The organism is Paenibacillus rigui, assembly GCF_002234615.1.
Taxonomy (GTDB): Bacteria; Bacillota; Bacilli; order Paenibacillales; family NBRC-103111; genus Paenibacillus_S; species Paenibacillus_S rigui.
This window is the reverse complement of the sequence record NZ_NMQW01000049.1, coordinates 97,859-117,533: the sequence shown is the minus strand read 5'-3', so window position 1 is coordinate 117,533 and position 19,675 is coordinate 97,859. Positions and strand designations below refer to the sequence as shown.

Here is a 19,675-nt window from a genome sequence, read left to right as displayed (position 1 = left end):
ATGTATGGAACAGTATAAAACAGTATAGAACAGCCCCCAAGCGGTACAGCTATTTGCCGCTTGGGGGCTGTTTTGCCTGCAGATGTATCGGGACGGGAGACTGTCCCTGTGCCCGGCACGGACGGCTGCGCAGAAGCCGGAGCAGGAGCAGCGCCTGCCTCCAAGGCGGGGCTGGACTTTGCATTTGCAGAGTCCGACTGCTGAAGCCCCTGCTCAATTGGCAGGGGATCGTGTGTGGAGGCTCGGCATGCCAATGTACCATGCGTCGGGATCAGCGCGCGGTACGGTAGCTTTCGGGACAGAGACGCACATTTCAGTGCGGGCTCTGCCGGGCGGGTTTGGCCGGAACCGCTGACGGGCGTCGGGCGGCTTGACGGACGGCGGAGGCGATAACGACGCCGGTAAGGACCATGGCAGTTCCGAGCAGCTGCACCGGCGTTACCTCGGTGCCCGATGCGAGCGACAGCAGCATCGTGACCAGGGGCACGAGGTTGAAGAAGATCGCTGTTTTGCCGACGCCGAGCTGGGCGATCCCCTCATTCCACCACAGGTAGCCGAGCACACTGGTGAATATGGCCATGAACGCGATAGCGCCCCAAGCGGCGGCCGGAACCGCCGCAACAGGAAGCGGGCTCGGCGCGGTGGCCGAGAACAGGATCAAGCCTATGGCGCCGATGGTCATGGTGTAGGCTGTGGTGGCCAGGCTTGTTGAGCCCCGAACGAACCGCCGGTTCAGCACGCCGTACAATGCCCAGCACAGGTTGCCGCCGACAAGCAGCAGGTCCCCGCCGGAGAAGGACAGCGTGCGGACGACCTGCCACGAGCCGTGGGTCAGGACGAGCAGCACCCCGAGCAGGGAGACGAGGATGCCGAAGCTTTGGCGTGCGGTCAGCTTGTCTTTCAGGATCCAACGGGCGAGGAGCGCCGAGACCATGGGGTTGGTCGCCATGATCAGCGAGCCGTTCAGCGGCGAAGTGAATTTCATGCCCTCGAAGAACAGCATGTTGAAGCCGAAGACACCGAGGAGGCCAAGCGCAATAAACATCGGCCAGTTGGCGGCCCACGCGGCTTTGTTCATATGCTCCCGCATCAGCAGGAGAACGAGGATGAGCAAGGACGCAAGGCCAAACCTCCAGGCTGCGGCAGCCGGTGCGGAGAAATAGTGAACCGCATAAGCGGCAAGGTTAAACGAAGCTCCGATGAAAATGGAGACGAGCAGTAGCATGACATACATTTTGATTCGCATAGGCCATTCCTCCTGAAAAGGTATTGGCTACAGCTTAAAGGTTAGAGCCGGCTCGAAGTCAAGCGGGGAACGCCTCTTTTTTTTGCAAGGGGAGAGGGGGTTGACTTCGAGGTAACTCTAAGGTGTATGATGAATGGAATCAGGTGAAATTCAGGAGGGATGCCAGATATGCTGACCATTAGCCAAGTGTCGGAGAGGACCGGACTGAGTCCCTACACACTGCGTTATTATGAGAAGGTCGGGGTGCTGAAGGAGCCGAAGCGCAAGGAGGGCGGGGCCCGGAGCTACAGCGAGAGCGAGGTTTCGTTCATTCAATGCTTGAATGGTCTCAAGAGGCTGGGCATGTCGCTCGAGGAAATTACGGAGTTTTTCCGTGACGGGTGTGTGATGGAGAAAATTCAGCAGGGCGAGGACCTTGCCAAGCTGTCGCCTTCCTTGAACAAACGAACGGAAATATTGACGAAGCATCTGGCCGAGCTTGAGGCCAAGAAGAAGGAATTGGAAACGATAATGGCCCTAACCCGGGAAAAGCTGGCTATGTATGATGCATTGGCTAAGGGGGCCGCGGAGGAAAAGAATGGAAGCGGAGCAAGAGAATAAGGGGGCACACGCGATGAACATTATACGGCTGGATCATCTGGTTTTGACGGTACGCGATCTGTCGAGAACGTGCCTGTTCTACTCGGAGGTGCTTGGCATGGAAGTCGTGACCTTCGGCAGCGGCCGGAAGGCGCTTCAATTTGGCCAGCAGAAAATCAACCTGCACCAGCACGGGCAGGAGTTTGAGCCGAAAGCTGCCGCACCGTCTCCCGGGTCGGCTGATTTGTGCTTTATTACCGAAACACCGCTTCAGCAGGTGATGGAGCATTTGGAGGCTTGCGGCGTAGACATAGAGGAAGGGCCGGTGGCAAGGACGGGAGCGATGGGGCCGATCGAATCGGTTTATTTTCGCGACCCGGACGGGAATTTGCTGGAGGTGTCCAACTACAGGGAGTGAACGATGGTGAATCGTTCACGCATCGCAGTCTTACCCTTTCGTTTCGACGATTCCACTCTCGACTAGCTGCTCAATCGTAAAACCCGACAATTCGTCCTCCATGGTCGCTTGGACTTTAGTGTAAACTCCACCTAATAAATGCGGCATTTTACTTCCTACCGGACAGGTCGGGTTTGTTTCTTGATGGATGATAAAAATTTCATCATCTTCCATAGTCGCACGGTATACATCCAGCAGCGTGATTTGATTTGCCTTTTGGGCCAGACTTATCGCTGCATTGGTTCCAAGTGTAGATGTAATAAGGCCAGCTTTAGTCAGTTTTCTCATAATTCTTCTAATCACCGCCGGATTCGCGTTCACACTCATAGCAAGTAATTCAGACGTGGTACGGCCTTTTTTATTAAATTCAAGAAAGCATAAAATATGAACGGCTACAGAGAACTGTTGGCTTTTATTTGCCATTTTTGCAAGTCCTTCTTTCTTATTAAAGCTTATTTTTAGTTTATTGATTTTTGAAAGGCAAATCAAATTTAAAAATACGTGGTCAAGGAATGGACTTGACATCTTTAGTATAAACCATTATCTTTATAAAAGTAACAGTAACTGTTACTATTACTATTTGAAGGAGCGGATTCAATGCACTATCATGTTAATGGCGTCGAGCTTCATGTTGAACAGCAAGGACAAGGAGACCTTGCTCTTGTGTTTTTGCACTTTTACGGCGGATCCACGCGGACCTGGGATAACATTATTGACGTTCTAAAAGCGGAATACCGTTGCATAGCTTACGACCAACGTGGATGGGGGAACTCAGATAAGTCAGCTACATCCCATACAATTAAGGATCTCGCGGACGATGCACATGCGCTTATTCAAGAACTTGGTTTGAAGCATTATGTGGTCATTGGTCATTCCATGGGCGGTAAAGCAGCACAGTTATTGGCTTCACGTAACCCCGCTGGTTTAGAAGCCTTGATTTTAGTTGCACCTTCTCCCCCGACTCCTCAAGATATGCCACAAGAAATAAGAAATGCCATGGTTCATTTCTATTCTAACCGCGAGGGAGCGGAAATTGCTTTCAACAATATTACCTTACTTCCTCTTGAAGAAAATATTCGCGAAATGGTGCTTGAGGATATGCAAAAAAGTGCACCTTTAGCTCGTGCGGCATGGCCTGAAACGGCTATGCTTGAGGATATATCTGCAGAAGTGAAAAACATTCATGTCCCCACACTTGTACTAGCGGGGGAATCTGACCCGGTAGATCGTTTGGAAACATTGAAACGTGAGCTGCTGCCACGCATACCTCATGCAGAACTATACGTTATTCCCCAAACCGGACACTTGTCTCCCTTGGAATCACCTAGCTCAATCTATAAGGGAATCTCAAGCTTTTTGGCAAAGCAATTTCAAAAATAGACTCCCTTCGTCAAAGCAGATTTGCTGAACGTTAAAAGAGGCCTACGCTTCAAGAACCCCAGCTTTTCTGTGAGGGCCATCAAGAACTTACGCTCTTTCTTCGAGTAGTCGCAAAAAAAGACATCTTAGGGGACGAGGCCACTGGAAAGGCTACGAGCTGCATGGACGGATCCTTCTTCTATAGCGGTCAAAATCCGGGGGACAAAGGCGAACGCTTACGCTTCTACATAACGATTCCGTCCACTCCGCCCGTTTTTCAGTGGCCTCTAGGGGACAGATGTTTTTTTTAATTAAAGCTTTTGGCAGCATCGGATACCAAATTACCGAATGTCCGGATATCTTTGAGATAATCGTAATCCACAGGTTTAAAAAGCTGGTTATACATACGTACTGCTACCACATTGTAGACGGGAATGACTAACACGGCGCATCCCGTAATGCCGAGTGCCTGATACGAGCCAGCAGGCACGTGCTCGCCAATCTGGTTTAGCGGTGTGGCGTGCTGAAGCCACCAGATAAAACCGTTACGTGGCTTATGTGCTGGAACGACCTTAGGCGTTTGAAGAGCCGTTACACGCTCAAATACGTTAATTGGCAGTACCTGTCTGCCGTCCCAGGCAGCCCCACAGCGAAGATGAAGTTGCCCCCACTGTGCTAGGTCGCGGGCGCTGACAAAAAGGTTACTCTGGTCTCCAGCTGTGCTGTTGTTTGGACCGACCCAGTTGTCCGGACGCGAGTAATAATTGTATATCAGTTGCTCGTACGGGGTGTTACGCCAGCCTGTTTCACGCAAGCCATAAGGCTCGAAAACGGCTTCAGTCATGAATTCACTCAATGTCATCCCGGTAAGTCGGAATACGATCTCGAATAACATTGCAATGCCGGCATTTCGATAGGCCCAACCGTTGCCTGCAGGAAACTCTTGAATAAGCTTTCCTTCCCGTTCCATAAGTCCGTGTGTATGCGTCAAGAGGTGACGGAGCGTCACGTCATTCGTGCACTCAGGTAACTTGTCAAGATACCGGGATAACGGATCGTCTATACTTTCGATCCTTCCCTGTTCTATAAGCAAGCTTATGGCAAGTGCAAGATAAGTTTTGCGTACAGAGCCCACATTAAATTGCGTATGTACGTCAACAATGCGCGAATGCTCGTCTTCATTATGCCTGCCTGAATAGGATTCGTGGACAATTCGGTTGTTCTGCAGGACATATAATGCTGCCGCAGTCGCTCCTATTCGGAGCTGGACATCATAAACATAATCAGCTAATTGCTGAAATCTTGACTCCATGCTTCTCCTCCTGCCACTGCATACCGTCATGCGTTGATTGAACTCGTGTCCGTTAACTTCACTTCCAACAAGGCTGGGACACTTCAGAACCAGAATGGAGAACATGAAGATAATGGCCAAATTTTTATTAGAGGGTTCCTATATACTAATAAACCTAGTTTTAATCAATTTGGTTATTAATAGTTAAGAGATGGGGGATTCATTAATGAGCTATGTCAGCTTTAAATTCTCGTAAAAGTACGGTTTTAGGACCACGGTTACCCTTTGTAATTACCGGGGTAGCGGTTCCACTATCCGTTTTGGTTTGGATGAAATCGCCAGTCAGCAAGTTGTAGTCATCTTCATCGGTGGCTGCTGTTGCTCCATCGTAAGATGTTTGTGTAAGTCCAATTAGATACCAATCATTGTTTTGAAACCGAAAACGGTATTTATCAGACCATTTCCAACGACTACCTCCAAAGTCACTAAGCACTACGGAACCACGGTCGATGAGTATATCTTCAAATGGGTCACCGTGTGGGCCCCCATCATGAGCTCGAAGTACGACATGATCTGCAATGATGGATAAAGTATAATTCCCATTACCGGTACCGAATGTAATCATTAAAGACCTGGGCGAATCACCACCAGTCGTTTCTGTTTTTTCGATAACAGCAGCAACGTCAGGGATGCCGTCTTTATTTAGATCACCTTCAGCTATTGCGGGTTTATCTTTCGACTTCTCTAGAATGTGCCAACCAGTTGGAATTAATGACTTAAAGTCCTGATTTGTGGGCTGAGGAGTTGGCTGCTCACTAGTCCTATTGGCAACTACAGGTTCTTTAGCTGCTGGTTTAGGGGCATCAGAAGTTTTCGGGTATTGACCCGATATTTCTATTGAAGGCTCTGTTTCAATATTCTCTTTTTTTCCATTTTGTTGCAGGGTCGAGGAAGGACTTTTTGGAACACTTGTTTCAGAAATTTCGTTTCTATTCTCGTTAGGACTACCATTAAGGTTTAAAGGCCCGATATTATCTTTTTTACAACTAGTAAGTAAAATCGTTATTGCAGCAATACACATGATGGTTATCGTTTTTTTCAAAATGTTGCCCCCAAAAGCTTTGTTATTTTTTTCAATTATACCTTTTTTCCTAAAAATACTAAATACGTTCTACTGCCCGCTCAATAACGCTGCTGCCGACCTATGCCGACAGCCGTGTCTTTGTTATCCGCTAGTTGAATCCCACAAACTGAACTTCCCTTACAAGGGTAACACCATGTTCTTGCTTTGCACGTTCTTCAGCAAGTTCAATTAACGCTAATACGTCTTTAGCTGTAGCACCACCTGCATTCACAATGAAGTTTGAATGTATTTCGGAAAATTTCGCTCCGCCGATGCAGAATCCTTTTAATCCACAAGATTCAATCACCGCAGCAGCAAATAAGGGTGACGGACCAGCGCTAGTGACAACGTCTTGGAAATGTCTGAGCCGTGCGCACCAGCGTTCATACAAACCGCGCCGCCAACCGTCCCTGGGATTCCGCTAGCAAATTCTAACCCTGTGAAACCGTATTTGGCTGCCTGAAGCGATAATGTTATTAGAGAAAAACCTGCCCCTGCAATAACCCCATCATCTCTAAAGGAAACGGTATCCAATGCCCCCGAAAGACGCAAAATGGCCCCATGAAATCCATCGTCAGAAACCAACATATTGGATCCTTTGCCGATGATCATCCATGGGATTCCGGCTGTATTAAAAATGCGGATACATTCCGAAGCTTCTTCTACAGAACGGGGAAAGACCATTAAGTCGCAAGGACCGCCGATTTTCCATGTTGTATAACTATGTAGTGGTGTATTTGTTGTAAATGGAATACCTGACTTTTCAATCAACGAGATCACTTTTTGCATGGATGTCCCCCCAACCACCTTTTAACCATCTATGATATTTCTCTACTTTCCAGCCCTCAAGCGCAACGCAGATACCGATCCATACCGGCAGCAGTGCTCGTATGTTTCACCAGTTGAAAATAAATATTCCATCTCCCTTATTAAGGAAATTATAACATATATCGTTACACTAGCCTTCGTGAGGCTTAACGGCGCTTCCAGCAACATGTTCGCGAAACGGTCCAATCGGTTTTTCGGCATTTACAGTCTTTGTAACAACTTTCCGTCAAAAGTGAAAGAGGATTGTTCAATTCCCCCATATTCACATGGTGAAAGGGCTTTTATAATAACCTAGATCGGGAATTAAAGCGTATTCATCACAACACAGAAAAAGGGAGGATTTGATGATGAGAACATCGTTTTACCGTAAAGGTACGAGGGCATCCGCTTTGCTGCTGACGGCCGTCCTGCTCTTTGTTTTATCGGCAGGTCTGCTGCCTCTGCCCCAAGCGAAGGCATCCGCCGGCTCCGGTACGGTTTATTATGTGGACGCGAGCGGGGGAGATGACAGCAATCCGGGCACAAGCGAAAGCGCTGCCTGGAAAACGCTGGACAAAGTGAATGCGGTTACTTTCCAGCCGGGCGACAGCCTGCTGCTGAAAGCCGGGGAAAGCTGGCAAGGGCAGCTGTGGCCTAAAGGGTCGGGCGCTTCGGGCAGCCCGATTGTTATTGATAAATACGGCACCGGGGCCAAGCCGAAAATTCAAGGCAGCGGCCTCGTCCAGGATGCCGTGCGTTTATTCAATCAGGAATATTGGGAGATGTATAACCTGGATGTATCCAACCTGAAGCCGCCGACAGGCACGCCGGGGGAAAATTTGGGCGATTTCCGGGGCATCCACGTGTCTGGGGATAACAGTACGCAGCTGGACCATTTTCGCATCGTGGGTGTGGACGTTCATGATGTCACAGGTGAAATCAACTGGATCAGCGGAACGCAGCCGGACCCGCCTCAGCCGGGGATCCGATTCAAGACGGGATGGGACGGCTCGAAAAAAACGGGGGGGATCGTATTCGATACGACAGTCCCGGATATTTTTAACCCGCCAAGCCAGCCTACTGTCATTAATGACGTGATTATCGAGCAATCAACGGTTGTGAATACGTCTTTTGCCGGCATCGTCTTCAAGCAGTATACCGGGGACGGCAAGGATGCGAACGGGAATACGATAGCGGTCTCAACGGGATGGGGCGAGCGGGCGAACGGGACCGATCCGAAATTTACGCCTCATACGAACATCATTATCCGCAACAACTACATTACCCAGAAGGATACCGATTACGGCTGTAACGGGCTGTATTTGACCGACATCCGCGGTGGGCTCGTAGAGCATAATGTGGTCTACCGTGCAGGTACGTCGGGGATCGAGGCTTATTATGCCGACGATATCGTAATTCAGTACAACGAGGTGTACGAGACCCAGCAAAAAGCCGGGGGAGCCGATTCCAACGGTATTGACCCGGATAAAGCGACAACCAGGATCGTCATTCAATACAATTACATCCATGATAACGGCGACGGCGTTCTGATCTGCCAGTTTTTGTTCGGGGACACAATCATACGTTACAACGTCATCAAGAGCAATACAAGGTACCCGATTTATTTGCATTCGGATGCCAAAGCGGTAGCCGAAGTGTATAACAACACGATCTATAATGATAAAAGCAATTATTTATTTTATGGCTACGGCAGTTCCTTGAATGCCAAGTACAATATTCGCAATAACAATATTTATTCGACGCGAGCGAACGCCGCTTTGACGACGAGCGATACGATCGTCTATGAGAATAACAATTACTTCGGTGCGACGCTGCAGATTCCGGCTGTGGATACGAAGGCGATGCAGGTGGATCCTAAATTCGTCAGCACAACGGCAGGCCCTTCCGGTACGGCAGAAACCGGTCCCCAGCTGGCCTCTGCTCTGGGCTTCCGCTCGCAGTCCGGCTCTGGGCTCGTGAATACAGGGGTAGCCATATCTAACCCCGGCTCCCAGGACTATGCGGGGCGCTCGTTGTATAACGGTCTGCCTGATATCGGAGCGTTCGAGTACTATACCCAGGATGGCAGCACGACGGAGTCGATCAACGGTAAAGTAAGGGACGGTGCAGGCAAGCCGGTTGCCGGAGCGAAGGTAAGCTTAAGCCTGAACGGTACGGAATATGCCGGGATCACTGATGCGAAGGGCATCTATGTGATTCCAAACGTTCCTTATGCGGCTGACTTGACACTGGCTGCTGCCAAGAACGGATATATGGGCAGCAGTGCGACGGTATCTGTCCAGGCGCCGAATATGACGACACAGGATTTCGTCATTACCTCGACGAGTCCGTATGGAACATTGACGGGACAAATTTTGGACGATAAAGCGAGCCCGCTGGAGGGAGCCGCCGTTAACGTCAGCTACGAGAACGAAACGATCATTTCGGGGACTACGGGTGCAGACGGAAGCTTTACGCTTCCCCAGGTGCCGATTGGCGATAACTATGTCGTCACCGCTTCCAAAGCTGGTTACCGGGATGCCTCTGTCAGTCAGGTGACGGTTAACCCTGAGAGTGTGACGGATGTGAAGAAGCTGCTGATTGCAAGCTTAACGCCTGAGCTGAAGTTCAACCATGTGTTCGACAGCTTGACGACAGGCAATCTGGCCACGGGAGGAAATTTGACCGTCAGTGCCAGCGGAGGCAAGGTGGAAGTGGTGGAGCTGCCAAGCGCAGTGAACAAAAGCGCCAAGCTGACCCGTACGACGAACAGCGGCAGCACAAGCCTCTCCCAATCGTTCGCTGCACCGCTCAAGGGTATCGTAACCATTGAAGCGGATATAATGAGGAACGATCCTTATGTCTCGGGTAATAACTGGTTTAGCGTTCCTTATTTGTACGGCAGCACCAGCAGCTCCTCTCCGGGGGTCAGCGTGGCGTTCAGTAAAAATAAAATCCGTGCCTACAAGGGTGCAACGGACACGGAGCTGATGGATTTCAATCTGAACCAATGGTACAATCTCCGATTGGTCGTCAATACCATTGCTCAAACGTACGACTTGTACGTCGATGGGGTAAAAAAGGTCGATCGTTCGACGTTCCGCAGAGATATGCCGGACATTACGAAGATTGATTTCTATGCCAACAGCTCCAACTACGGAAGTGTCCATGTTGACAATATTAGAATTACACAAGGCATCGCGTACTCGAAGCTCGACGCCACCTTGGACAAACTGACGAGCGATGCGGGTCCGCTGCTTCGCACGGAGGATAGCAGCTACTTGCTTAATGTGGACGAGGAAACACAGAGCATATCGTTCACTCCGACGGCAGCCAATCCGGGAGCCACGATCATGGTGAACGGCGTACTGACCCCTAGCGGCACCGCATCCTCCAGCATTGCCTTGACCGGGGATCAAACGGATATCCCTATCGTCGTGACGTCTCAGGACGGCAGCCGGAGCCTGACGTATACGGTGACGGTTCTTCGGGCGTCTCCTCTGCTGAATTCCACGCTAAAAGCACTGGCTGTCAGCAGTGGGACGCTGGAGCCGGCCTTTGATAAGAATAAGGTAGATTATAAGCTAAATGTACCTCATGAGGTTGAACAGATCGTACTCACGCCGACTGCCGGCTATGCGCTGGCCTCGATCACGGTGCAAGGAAAGGCGGTGGACTCAGGCCAGCCTTCCGCTCCCCTCCCTCTTGCCTACGGGGAGAACAAGGTAGAGATCGCGGTCGTTTCCTATGATGGAACGGCAAACACGACCTATACGATTATCGTGCAGCGAGAGACTGCACCTTACGGAGGAATCGCAGGTACGGTTCGGAATACGGTAAACGAAGCGGTGTACGGAGCGACCGTTGTATTAAGCGGCGGCGCGGCTTCAATGACAGCTGCAACGAATGCCTCGGGTGAATTTATGTTTGCGGAAGTCGCACCGGGAACGGATTATAAGCTTACCGTAAGCAAGGCGGGCTATGACGACCAGGTGCTGAATGGCGTGGGGGTAACTCGCGGTCAAACGACGACGGTACCTGCTATCGCCCTGCAGGCTAACGGGCCGATCGCTTCCTTGAGCGGCATTGCGCAAGCGGTGCCGGGTCAGTCGTTCGTTTCGGTTTACAAATTAAGCAGCGTCTCGAATAGTGTGTACTCTGCCGTTTATGGGCACAAGCTGAGCCTGACGTTCGATCCGGCCCTCATCGAATGGAGCTCAGCCGAGTCGCTGAACCCGGGATTCGTGATCACGGAAGCGTCCTCGCAGGCGCTTGGACATGTGCTTGTCCAAGCAAGCGTGGCACCCGGCGGCGGTCCGCTGCCATCCGGTGCAGAGCTGCTGAGCCTTCACTGGAAGGTGAAGTCGGCGGCAGAGCCTGCAACCACCCTCATTCAGCTGAATGAAGTGGAGCTAACGAACGGTTGGGGCCAATCCTTCGGGGCTGCCACAGGTACTCATGCGTTGGAAATCCGACTTGATTATAAGGCAGCGCTGCAGAAGCTGCTCGTTACGGTTCAAGCCGTGATCAGTGGAGCGGTAGAGGGGACCTTAAAGGGCCAATACCCGGCAGGGGCGAAGGCTGAGCTGCAGGATAGCGTGAATGCGGCGCAGCAAGTGTTGAACAATCCCCAGGCATCCGATGAGCAATATAAGCAGGCCATTCAAGCACTGACGGAAGCGCAGCAAAGGTTTGCCGGAAAACAGCGGCAGACCGATGCACCGGGCTCAGGCTCCTCCGAAGGAAGCGGGGATTCCGGTGGAAGCAGTGACGGTTCCTCATCATCGCCGTCAGCAGGCTCCAACGGCTCAAGCACATCCGGTGGCTCGGAAGGCTCGACAGCGGCCGGGAACAGCGACAAATCGGTCATTACGGTACAAGCCGGTGCGGACGGTAAAGCTTCCGTAGCCGAGGATGTGCTGGCAGCGGCTTTACAATCGGCGCAGCAGACAGGCGCCGGTACGAAGCAGGTGAAGATTGAAGTGAAGGACGAGACCCGTCCGTTGGAGTACAGACTTGTTCTGCCAACGTCCGCTCTGACGAAGACGCAGCATGAGTATGACCTGATTTTGAATACACCGGTTGCAAGTGTGACCCTGCCGAGCCATATGCTCAACAACCATGGGATGAGCAGCAAGGAGGTCGAGCTTCGCATCGTCCGGGCTTCCGGCGATCAAATCCCGGCGAAGCTACAGAACCGGGTGGGCGAACGCCCGGTCGTCGATCTTGAAGTGCTGGTGAACGGAGTACCTGTCCGCTGGAAAAATCAGGATGCCCCCGTGACCGTCACCATTCCTTATACGCCGACGGCGGAAGAGAAGAACAGCCCGGAAGCGATCACTGTCGTGTACGTGGCACCGGAAGGCCCCCTGACTCCCGTACCGAATGCCCGCTACGACGCGGCAGCAGGTTGGGTAAGGTTTACGACGACTCATTACAGCCGCTACGCCGTCCTGTTCGATAAGAAAAGCTTCAAGGACTTGGATAGCGTGGAGTGGGCACGCAAATCGATTGAAACGCTTGCGGCAAGAGGCATCGTGCAGGGCGCATCAGAGGATGCGTTCCAGCCGCAGAAGCCGATTACGCGAGCGGAATATATCGTGATGCTGTCGCGTCTGCTGGACCTCGGGAAGGCTTCGGCCGAGCCGTTTGGCGATGTGCAGCCGACTGCTTACTATTATGAGGCGTTAAACAACGCCAGAGCCTACGGCATTGCTTCCGGCACCGGCGATAACCGCTTTGAGCCGGACCGGCCGATCACCCGCGAGGACACGATGGTGCTGACAGCCAGAGCCTTGGCTGCGGTCAAGACGCCGCTTGCCCCAGGCAAGGGCGGGCTGGGCTCCTACAAGGACGCAGCCGGGGTATCCGAGTACGCGAAGGATAGTGTCGACGCGCTGCTGTCCGCCAAGGTCATCAGCGGCTACGATGACGCGATTCATCCGAAGGATGCGTTGACCCGCGCACAAGCGGCGGTCATGCTGGCCAATTTAATCATGCAATAAATCATTTATACCGTAACCCTGGACCGCTGCTGTGTCCGGGGTTCTTTTTTTTACAGCGGCGAGGATAGTGAAATAGTGAAAGAAGATCATTCATTGCGCAATGTTCCCGCTGTTCCGTCCCAGATATAATTAGCCTATAAATGAATGCAGGACAAGGACAACAGACAATAGGGAGTGGGACATCATTATGAACGGCACCGCATTACAAAATAAGGGGACGACTGTCAACAAGCGATCCGGCAAGGCCCGGTTGTTCAGCCGCTGGGAATCGCCGCTCGCCGGGTATTTATTTCTTTCTCCGTGGCTCCTTGGGTTTCTACTGCTGACGCTCGGCCCGATCAGCATGTCATTTTACTATTCGTTTACGGATTACTCGCTGCTTGACGTACCGCACTGGGTGGGCTTGCAGAACTACCAATACATTCTGGGCGAGGATGATACGTTCCGGGATTCCATTAAGGTTACGTTATGGTTCGTGTTGTTCTCCGTTCCTCTGAAGCTGATATCGGCGCTGCTGGTCGCTATGCTGCTCAACAAGAAGATCAAGGGGATTTCCTTCTACCGGACGATGATTTATTTCCCGTCGCTGATCGGTACGAGCATCGCCGTTTCAATTCTTTGGAAAAACATTTTCAGCAAGGACGGCTTCATTAATCAAGCGCTGGCAATGGTGGGCATCGAAGGCACCGCCTGGATCGCTAATCCGGATACGGCGCTGGGGACGCTCGTGCTGCTGGTTGCGTGGCAGTTCGGCTCGGCGATGATCATCTTCCTAGCCGGACTGAAGCAGATTTCCCCGGATTTGTATGAGGCTTCCTCCGTCGATGGAGCCGGCAAGGTACGCCAATTTTTCTCGATTACGCTGCCAATGCTGTCGCCGATCATTTTGTTCAACTTCGTACAGCAAACGATCAACTCGTTTCAAATGTTCACCCAAGCCTTTATTGTCACGAATGGAGGCCCAGTCAATTCAACCTACGTATACGTGATGTATTTGTATGAGCGTGCCTTTTCCAAATTCCAGATGGGCTACGCTTCCGCCCTGGCTTGGATTTTGCTGGTTATCATCGCAGTGGTAACGGCGATTATTTTTGCAACATCAAGATATTGGGTCTTTTATGAAACGCAAGGAGGCAAAGGAAAGTGAGCAACAGTAAACGATTCATTACCCACGGGGTGCTGATGATCGCGAGCGTCATTATGATGTACCCGGTGTTCTGGTGGTTGGGAGCGTCACTCAAATCCAATGACGAGATGCGGTCGCCGAGCCTGTTTCCAGAGACGTTCCGCTGGTCGAATTATACGGAGGGCTGGATTTCCGTGCCCAACTATCACTTCGGCGTCTTTTATCTCAACACGTTCGAGCTTGTCGCCGGCGTCCTGTTCACAAGCGTAATCTCCTGCAGTTTGGTCGCATTCGCCTTTGCCCGGCTTGATTTTCCGCTGCGCAAGGTTTGGTTCGCTATTCTGCTTGTGACGCTGATGCTGCCGACGCAGGTGACGATTGTTCCGCAATATGTCATGTTCAACAAGCTGAATTGGGTCAATACGTATCTTCCCTTCTACATCCCTCATTTGCTTGCAGGCGGAATCGGCGGCCCGTTCTTTATTTACATGCTGGTGCAGTTTATCCGCTCGATTCCGCGGGAGCTGGACGAATCCGCCAAAATGGACGGATGCTCCTGGTTCGGCATTTACTGGCGAATCATCCTTCCGCTGACGAAGCCGGCTCTGGTCACCGTAGCCATCTACTGCTTTCTGTGGAACTGGGACGATTTCTTCGGTCAGCTGCTGTACATCAACTCGGTGGATAAATATACGGTCAACCTTGCGCTGAAGCTGTTTATCGATTCTCAGGGAACCGTGCCTTGGGGCCAAATGCTGGCCATGTCGCTGCTTAGTGTGGTGCCGGCTGTCACGATCTTTTTCCTGGCGCAAAAGCATTTCGTCGAGGGTATTGCCTCGGGGGCACTGAAGGGATAGAATGTGATAAAAAGTACGAGCTGCCGCTTACGCCGCAGCTTTCTTTGCATTCACTCGCGATTTCCATAATTTATGAGGGAGCGCCGCCTTATGCTGACAAATCCGTTCAAAACGTATCGTATTACCACGGTTTTCTTCTTTGGTTCGGCCCTTATTATCGCCCTGCTGATCGGTATCGTCATTGCGCTCAGCTACAGCAGCACCTCGAAGCAGATTGAGCACAACACGTCCTACAACCAGCAGCGCTTGTTGAACGAATACAGCAAGAAGCTGAATACGGCCTTGATCGGCATCGAGCAAAGCTCCAGCACCGCCGCCAAAAACTTCGACCTCCTGTTCGGGAAGCTGAACGAGGGAGATGCTTATGAGCGGGCACGGGTTCAGTCGGAAATCCGCGATCAGTTAAATTATGTCGTCTTCGGAACATCGATTCTGCAATCGATCCATGTGTATTCCAATTACCCCTTTACGTCGGACATGCAGGGGCCGGTCACCTTCAATGCGCTGAGCAGGCTGCAGGAGGAGGGCTGGTATAACGACATTCGGGATACGGACAGCGCTTGGCTGCCGGAGCATACAATCCGCTCCAATGAACGTGATGAATCCGTGATCAGCTTCGCGCGCAAAGTATTTAACAACAGCAACCAATATTACAGTCTGATGGTGTTCAACATCAAAGTATCCAGCTTCAAGCAGCTGATTTCTCCGGAGGAGGATGCTTCCAACATCGCCTTACTGGATGCAGCCAACAAGCTGATCACGCATTCGGGGGATGGAGAGCTGCTGTCCCAGGCTGCCGGGGCGCTCGATGGCGAGATGGAGCGGCCCAGCGGCTCGCTGCGCGTCGGCCCGGATTTCTATGTGTGGGCCAAATCGCCCGACTCCCAATGGACGCTCATAGAAGCCACCTCATGGCTGGATATGACGAAGGGGAGCAGGGAGCTGGCCGGCGTGTTCATTTGGCTCGGTGCCACGACAATCTTGCTCGTCTTCCTCATTACGCTGCTGCTGTCCCACCGGTTTATGAAGCCGATGAATCATCTGCTCAATGCCATGGGGGAGTATATCCCCGGGGAGAAGCAGCAGCTTCCTGCCGATTATTCCAACGAATTCGGCCGGCTGTTTCAAGGTTACCGCAAGCTGACACAGCGGATCGAGGAGCTCTATGATTCGCTGCGCGAGCAGCACAGACGCCAGCGGGAGGCCGAGCTGAAATCGCTGCAAATGATGATTAATCCCCATTTTCTCTACAATACGTTGGATCAGATCAATTGGATGGCCATCGAAGCGAGGCAGAGCAAGATCAGCACGATGCTGGCGGAAGTAGCCGGCATGTTTCGTCTGGCCTTGTCCAACACGGACAGTCTGGTGCCTGTGCGGGAGGAGGCGGCCCACATCGAATGCTATTTGAAATTTCAAAAGGTTCGCTGGGAGGAGGGGCTGACCTACACGCTGGATATCGAGGAGGATGTAAAAAAGGAGCTGATGCCCAAAATTATGCTCCAGCCTTTTATCGAAAACGCGTTTATGCACGGCTTCCACGGGGCGAGACAGGCCGAGCTGAGGGTGCATATTTACCGACGGGATGACGAGCTTCGTATCGAAATTACCGACAACGGGAAAGGCTTGAGCCAGGACTGGCAGACCAAGCCGCGTAAGCGGGGGGGCTACGGGCTTCGCAATGTGAAGGAGCGGCTCGATACATTGTTCGGCAGCGGGTATGTGATGGAAATCGAAAATGGAGAGGTTTCCGGGGTCCGGGTGCGGCTGCAGTTCCCCATTCACCGGAATCCGAGCTTGGGAGAGGGAGTGTAGATAATGTGGAAAATCGCCATCGTGGACGATGATTTTCAAGTGCTGCGCGGCTTGCGGGGCATTATTCCTTGGGAAGAGCTGGATGCCGAGCTCGTCGGTGAAGCTATCGACGGGGAGGAAGGGCTGGAGCTGATCCGCCGGAGCGAGCCGGATATCGTCATTACCGACTTGTATATGCCGGGCATCAGCGGGATCGAGATGATTCAGCAGCTGCGCTCCGAAGGCTTTCAAGGGCGGTTCATTATTCTCAGCGGGTATACGGATTTCGAATATGCGCGCCAAGCGATACGGCTGGATGTGGACGATTATCTCAACAAGCCCGGGACGGTGGAGCAAATCCGCGAGGTGCTGTTCCGCACGATCCAAGGGCTGGAGGAATCGTACCTGGAGAATATGGAGAAGAACGAGCTGCTTCATTCGGTGAAGCATTACGAGGACCGGCTGGCACAGGATGGATTGATCGCTCTGCTCAACGGGCGAACGGACGCAAATTCTTCGGAGGTGCAGCTTCCCGGCCCTAGCGAATGGTGGGCATCGATGGACTTCCAGATCGTACTCCTGGAGCTTGTCAAAACCGAGCGTATCTGCGGCATTTCGATGGCGGACTGGCACCTGTTTCGCTTTGCTATGTCGAATGTCGTCGAAGAACTGCTGCAGCAGGAATGGCCGGAGTCCCATTTTGTGTGGCTGTTCGATCATTATTCGGCGCTTGTGCTGCACATGCCTCGCGAGGAAGCGGCTGAGGCTGCGAATCAGCGTATGGATCGTCTTGTGCAGAAGCTTTCCTCTTGCTTGCAGCAGTATCTTAAGCTTACGGTCAAGACGGGAATCGGCAGCCGGAGGGCGGAATCGGCCGAGCTGAAGACTTCCCTGGATGAAGCCTTTCAAGGAGTGGATGCAGGGAAAGGAGCTGGGGCGGTCGAGCTGGTCGGCAAGCTCGTTCATGTCCTTCGTAGCGGGGAGGATATCCGGCAGCCGATCCGGCAATATGTCGACGGGATGGAAGCGGCCCGCACCGATGGGGAACGGACCCTGCTGTACAAAGTGCTCGCTGCGGAGCTGTGGACGCTGCTGCAGTATGCAGTCGAGCGGGCTGGATTGCAGCTGGATGAGCAGGAGGAGGCGTTGATCGCTCAGCCGGACACGGTGCTGAACCGGTCCGATCTGGAGAAGTTTATGGAGGCCAAGATCCAAAGAATCCGCCAGCAGAAGCAGCCGGCTATCGGACAAAAGCATAAAATGGCGGTAGAGTTCATGGTGCAGTATATTCATGAGCACTATGCGCGGGATATTACACTCGATGAGCTGGCGGGGCAGCTGTTCATCTCCAAAAACTACTTGAACCAGCTGTTCAAGAAAGTCACCGGGGAAACGTTTATGAACTATGTGATCCGGGTACGGCTGGAGAAAGCCAAAGCACTGCTGCTGGAAGGCCAGCTGCTCATATATGAGGTGGCCGAAAGAGTCGGCTATCACAATGTCCCGTACTTCAGCACGCTGTTCAAGAAATATTGCGGCGTTAACCCTAGCGATTTGTTGAAAAAATAGCGCGGCTAGACCTGTTTTTATGGAGAAACTGAAAGAATTGTGTTCGATTCCCTCCTATACGGTGGGTCTGTTCGGGGATACGATGGAAAGGTCAATTGATATTCGAAAGGGGATATAAGCATGAACAAGAAATGGACGACCGCCGCGCTGGCTTTGATGGTAGGCGCATCGTTGACCGCTTGCGGAGGGAATGCAGCGAAGCCTGATGCGGGCGGTGGCAAAGAGGCGGCGAAGCCGGCAGACTCCAAGGCGGCTGTAAAGCTTCGCATCGTATGGTGGGGCTCGCAGGAGCGTCATGATGCGACGCAGAAGGCGCTGGCTTTGTACTCGCAAAAAAATCCGAACGTGACATTTGAAAGCGAATTCTCCGGCTGGGACGGCTACTTCGACAAGCTAGGCGTACAGTTTTCCGCCAAGAACGCCCCAGATATCATTCAAATGGATGCGGCTTATTTGAACGAATACGTCGGGCGGAACCTGCTTGCCGATTTGGGAAGCATCAACACAGCCGATATGGACAAAGCGTTGATCGAATCAGGGAAGGTCGGCGGCAAGCTGTATGCCATGCCGCTTGGAAGCGCTGCCTTCGGTATGGCGATCGATAAATCGGTCGTTGAAAAGCTGGGCTTGAAAGTTCCTGCATTCGGCTGGACCTGGGATGATTACTATAAATTCGGTCAGGAAGCGAAGGCGAAGCTGGGCAAGGACAAATACGTGTTCGTCGACCAAAGCTCCGACTTGTACGACTATACGGCTTACCAGCTCAGCATAGGCAAAGGCCAGGTGTTTACGGACAATAAGCTGACCATCGATAAGGACACCTGGATCGGCTACATGAAGAAGCAGGATGAGCTGCGTAAAGCGGGCATCGTCACACCTCCGGATATGTCTGTTACCGATAAAGAGCTTGATCCGAAGCAGGATAGCACGGTCAATGGGAACGCGCTCGTGCGCCACATTTTCTCGAACCAGGTTGGCTCCATCAGCGGCCTGAAGCCGGATTCCTATGCCTTCGCCTCGATGCCTAAAGGTACGCAAACCGGCGGATGGCTCAAGCCGGGCATGTTCTGGAGTGTGAACGCCGGCTCGAAGCAGCAGGAGGAAGCGAAGAAGTTTATCGATTGGTTCATTAATGACATGGAAGCCGCCAAAATTTTGGGTCTAAGCCGCGGTATCCCGGGCAATTCCAAGGTGGTGGCCGCGTTGTCGCCAAACTTCAGCCCTGCGGACAAAACGTCACAGGAATTCATTAATAAGGTTGCTCCTGAAGCACAAAAGTTTGTAGCCGAGCCTCAAGGCTGGGGCAACTTCAAGAAGGATTACAAAACGATTGTAGAGAAAATCATGTTCAGCAAATCGACGCCGGAGCAAGGCTATGAAGAGCTGATGAAAAAGGCGAAGGAATACGACGCCGTCAAAAAGTAAGCTTGTGAACCGATCATGGCGTTGCCCCCTTGGGGCA

16 protein-coding genes are annotated in these 19,675 nt (G+C 52.1%); 10 read left to right on the top strand and 6 right to left on the bottom strand.

The genetic code is table 11. From position 1 onward, the window contains the following. The first annotated feature begins 72 nt into the window (after positions 1 to 72). Positions 73 to 204: a hypothetical protein gene (locus CF651_RS33215; RefSeq protein ID WP_281254515.1), complete on the top strand. Its 132-nt coding sequence runs from the start codon at positions 73 to 75 to the stop codon at positions 202 to 204. A gap of 109 nt (positions 205 to 313) precedes the next feature. On the opposite strand, the gene CF651_RS26720 is transcribed toward CF651_RS33215, so the two are convergent. Beyond that, a complete protein-coding gene (locus CF651_RS26720; RefSeq protein WP_094017908.1) occupies positions 314 to 1,246 on the bottom strand; it encodes a DMT family transporter in 933 nt (310 codons plus the stop codon). Between the two features lie 168 nt (positions 1,247 to 1,414). On the opposite strand from CF651_RS26720, the gene CF651_RS26715 reads away from it, so the two are divergent. After that, entirely contained in the window at positions 1,415 to 1,846 is a 432-nt protein-coding gene (locus tag CF651_RS26715; protein WP_094017907.1) for a MerR family transcriptional regulator, read from the top strand. Positions 1,847 to 1,859: 13 nt separating this feature from the next. Continuing rightward, positions 1,860 to 2,243: a VOC family protein gene (locus tag CF651_RS26710; protein WP_094017945.1), complete on the top strand. Its 384-nt coding sequence runs from the start codon at positions 1,860 to 1,862 to the stop codon at positions 2,241 to 2,243. Between the two features lie 30 nt (positions 2,244 to 2,273). On the opposite strand, the gene CF651_RS26705 is transcribed toward CF651_RS26710, so the two are convergent. Then, positions 2,274 to 2,807 (bottom strand): Rrf2 family transcriptional regulator, encoded by a 534-nt coding sequence (locus CF651_RS26705; RefSeq protein ID WP_245856172.1) that lies wholly within the window; start codon positions 2,805 to 2,807, stop codon positions 2,274 to 2,276. Between the two features lie 72 nt (positions 2,808 to 2,879). Here CF651_RS26705 and CF651_RS26700 point away from each other — a divergent pair, with 72 nt between their 5' ends. Continuing rightward, positions 2,880 to 3,662, top strand: a complete 783-nt coding sequence (locus CF651_RS26700; protein ID WP_094017905.1) for an alpha/beta fold hydrolase — start codon at positions 2,880 to 2,882, stop codon at positions 3,660 to 3,662. 286 nt (positions 3,663 to 3,948) lie between these two features. On the opposite strand, the gene CF651_RS26695 is transcribed toward CF651_RS26700, so the two are convergent. From CF651_RS26695 to CF651_RS26685, 4 genes are all read right to left on the bottom strand, one after another. After that, positions 3,949 to 4,953, bottom strand: coding sequence for a serine hydrolase domain-containing protein (locus CF651_RS26695; RefSeq protein WP_245856171.1), 1,005 nt, complete (start codon positions 4,951 to 4,953; stop codon positions 3,949 to 3,951). 202 nt (positions 4,954 to 5,155) lie between these two features. Beyond that, positions 5,156 to 6,034, bottom strand: a complete 879-nt coding sequence (locus CF651_RS26690) for a hypothetical protein (RefSeq protein ID WP_094017904.1) — start codon at positions 6,032 to 6,034, stop codon at positions 5,156 to 5,158. A gap of 130 nt (positions 6,035 to 6,164) precedes the next feature. Then, positions 6,165 to 6,362 (bottom strand): hypothetical protein, encoded by a 198-nt coding sequence (locus tag CF651_RS33000; RefSeq protein ID WP_245856170.1) that lies wholly within the window; start codon positions 6,360 to 6,362, stop codon positions 6,165 to 6,167. Then, entirely contained in the window at positions 6,359 to 6,844 is a 486-nt protein-coding gene (locus CF651_RS26685; RefSeq protein ID WP_245856169.1) for an FAD-binding protein, read from the bottom strand. The genes CF651_RS33000 and CF651_RS26685 overlap by 4 nt, the downstream gene beginning before the upstream one ends. A gap of 383 nt (positions 6,845 to 7,227) precedes the next feature. Between CF651_RS26685 and CF651_RS26680 the strand changes: the two genes are divergently transcribed. The 6 genes from CF651_RS26680 (at position 7,228) to CF651_RS26655 (ending at position 19,638) form a co-directional block, all read left to right on the top strand. Then, a complete protein-coding gene (locus CF651_RS26680; protein ID WP_144029117.1) occupies positions 7,228 to 12,867 on the top strand; it encodes a carboxypeptidase regulatory-like domain-containing protein in 5,640 nt (1,879 codons plus the stop codon). Between the two features lie 187 nt (positions 12,868 to 13,054). Further along, positions 13,055 to 14,014 carry a carbohydrate ABC transporter permease gene (locus CF651_RS26675; RefSeq protein ID WP_094017902.1) on the top strand — a complete coding sequence of 320 codons (960 nt, stop codon included), beginning with the start codon at positions 13,055 to 13,057 and terminating at the stop codon, positions 14,012 to 14,014. A gap of 35 nt (positions 14,015 to 14,049) precedes the next feature. Then, entirely contained in the window at positions 14,050 to 14,850 is an 801-nt protein-coding gene (locus CF651_RS26670; RefSeq protein WP_094017943.1) for a carbohydrate ABC transporter permease, read from the top strand. Between the two features lie 90 nt (positions 14,851 to 14,940). Next, positions 14,941 to 16,665, top strand: a complete 1,725-nt coding sequence (locus tag CF651_RS26665) for a sensor histidine kinase (RefSeq protein ID WP_179233013.1) — start codon at positions 14,941 to 14,943, stop codon at positions 16,663 to 16,665. A 3-nt stretch (positions 16,666 to 16,668) separates the two neighbouring features. Then, positions 16,669 to 18,213, top strand: a complete 1,545-nt coding sequence (locus CF651_RS26660) for a response regulator transcription factor (RefSeq protein WP_094017900.1) — start codon at positions 16,669 to 16,671, stop codon at positions 18,211 to 18,213. A 120-nt stretch (positions 18,214 to 18,333) separates the two neighbouring features. Then, complete coding sequence (locus tag CF651_RS26655; RefSeq protein WP_094017899.1) at positions 18,334 to 19,638, top strand: ABC transporter substrate-binding protein; 1,305 nt, start codon at positions 18,334 to 18,336, stop codon at positions 19,636 to 19,638. Positions 19,639 to 19,675: the final 37 nt, after the last annotated feature.

What these genes read in the sequence shown, in the direction of transcription:
- CF651_RS26720 (WP_094017908.1), bottom strand. Translation starts at nt 1,246, where the DNA reads ATGCGAATCAAAATGTATGTCATGCTACTGCTCGTCTCCATTTTCATC.
- CF651_RS26715 (WP_094017907.1), top strand. Translation starts at nt 1,415, where the DNA reads ATGCTGACCATTAGCCAAGTGTCGGAGAGGACCGGACTGAGTCCCTAC.
- CF651_RS26710 (WP_094017945.1), top strand. Translation starts at nt 1,860, where the DNA reads ATGAACATTATACGGCTGGATCATCTGGTTTTGACGGTACGCGATCTG.
- CF651_RS26705 (WP_245856172.1), bottom strand. Translation starts at nt 2,807, where the DNA reads ATGTCAAGTCCATTCCTTGACCACGTATTTTTAAATTTGATTTGCCTT.
- CF651_RS26700 (WP_094017905.1), top strand. Translation starts at nt 2,880, where the DNA reads ATGCACTATCATGTTAATGGCGTCGAGCTTCATGTTGAACAGCAAGGA.
- CF651_RS26695 (WP_245856171.1), bottom strand. Translation starts at nt 4,953, where the DNA reads ATGGAGTCAAGATTTCAGCAATTAGCTGATTATGTTTATGATGTCCAG.
- CF651_RS26685 (WP_245856169.1), bottom strand. Translation starts at nt 6,844, where the DNA reads ATGCAAAAAGTGATCTCGTTGATTGAAAAGTCAGGTATTCCATTTACA.
- CF651_RS26680 (WP_144029117.1), top strand. Translation starts at nt 7,228, where the DNA reads ATGATGAGAACATCGTTTTACCGTAAAGGTACGAGGGCATCCGCTTTG.
- CF651_RS26675 (WP_094017902.1), top strand. Translation starts at nt 13,055, where the DNA reads ATGAACGGCACCGCATTACAAAATAAGGGGACGACTGTCAACAAGCGA.
- CF651_RS26670 (WP_094017943.1), top strand. Translation starts at nt 14,050, where the DNA reads ATGATCGCGAGCGTCATTATGATGTACCCGGTGTTCTGGTGGTTGGGA.
- CF651_RS26665 (WP_179233013.1), top strand. Translation starts at nt 14,941, where the DNA reads ATGCTGACAAATCCGTTCAAAACGTATCGTATTACCACGGTTTTCTTC.
- CF651_RS26660 (WP_094017900.1), top strand. Translation starts at nt 16,669, where the DNA reads ATGTGGAAAATCGCCATCGTGGACGATGATTTTCAAGTGCTGCGCGGC.
- CF651_RS26655 (WP_094017899.1), top strand. Translation starts at nt 18,334, where the DNA reads ATGAACAAGAAATGGACGACCGCCGCGCTGGCTTTGATGGTAGGCGCA.